Here is a 1,210-nt window from a genome sequence, read left to right as displayed (position 1 = left end):
CCCCCCCCCCCCCCCCGTCTCTCTCGCTAAGGAATGAGTCAAGAGCAAGCACAGGGCGCAGTGTGGTGGCAGATGAGCCATCGTAAGCCTGTCCCAAAGAATCATAGCTGACTGAAACGCTACCCGCTTTATCGGACAAACCAAACGGAACAAATTCGTATCTATCGCTTGGAACATTATTTTTAGCCATAGTATCAGCGAATAGCGGGGCAACCTGCTCTGATAGCTCAAAAGCATATACTTTCCTTGATTTATAGAATTTATTGAATATCAGCAGGCTTTCTCCGCAGAATGTGCCACCGTCAACGAAATCTTTGCCTGCAATGTAGTTTTTTATCCCCTCTGATGCATGCCTTAAACCATGTCTATCATAAAATATTTCACATAGTGGACTATAAGGGACTATAAAATCCTGTTTATAAGTGTGTTTCTCCCCTTGATAGCCGTTAAAGGTGCGTTTTTCGCATTCCGTCATCTGCGCAAAGTAGCGCGCTCGCTTCACCCTGAAGTCGTTAGATTCCTGTAAATTAGGTAGATATAGCAACCTATAGACTAGAACGTCTACCAGTTCTTTTGACTTATCATCAAGTCCGCTTTTTAGTCGCTCTATCTTTTGAGGCACGTCATTTGCTTTAAGGAAAAAATCCTTAAAATCTCCATATACACCGCAGAAAGACTCAAGCTCTTCTGGAAAAGCTGTATCTTTCATATATTTTCTTATAGCCCGTCTAGCCTGCTTGTTAGGGAGCAACGCACAAAAAATATTTGTCAATGTGTTATTCATATTACTATTAACCTCCTAATTCTCGCGGATATGCAAACAACGCCGTTTCGTTGATGTTGAATGCGAAAGCACCATGTTTTTGGAGCTTGAATGTATAGTCCATACCTTTAACAATTTCCTCCAATAGCGGTTTAGTCCCAAAGAACTCCTCAATGTTGTGATAGATAGCCAGCGACAGCACAGGGCGGAATCGCTGTATGGTTTTAGTCATACCGCGCAGAGCGGGTAGCCCAAACCCCTCAACATCGGTTTTGATAAAACCAACATTTACGTCCCTATCAGCAATGAATGAATCAAGAGCGAGCACTTTTGGGCTTGCCTATCCCTGCGGTGGAGCTATATGGCGCATCGGCATCGCGGGCTATAGTGGTAGAGGGGGACAGCGACAAGGTAGAGTTTCATAATATAGATGAAGTGCTTGCTGAG

Annotated in this window: 2 protein-coding genes; both read right to left on the bottom strand. The window is 43.9% G+C overall.

Annotated elements, in window-relative coordinates:
- Positions 1–784 (bottom strand): hypothetical protein (locus AC1MDJ_RS07945; protein WP_479690382.1); only part of this gene is annotated, 784 nt, incomplete at its 3' end.
- A gap of 7 nt (positions 785–791) precedes the next feature.
- Positions 792–1,091: an FkbM family methyltransferase gene (locus AC1MDJ_RS07940; RefSeq protein WP_479690381.1), complete on the bottom strand. Its 300-nt coding sequence runs from the start codon at positions 1,089–1,091 to the stop codon at positions 792–794.
- Between the last annotated feature and the right edge of the window lie 119 nt (positions 1,092–1,210).

This window comes from Candidatus Termitispirillum reticulitermitis, assembly GCF_054655775.1.
The sequence above is the reverse complement of the archived record's forward strand: the minus strand, read 5'-3'. Positions and strand labels throughout refer to the sequence as shown.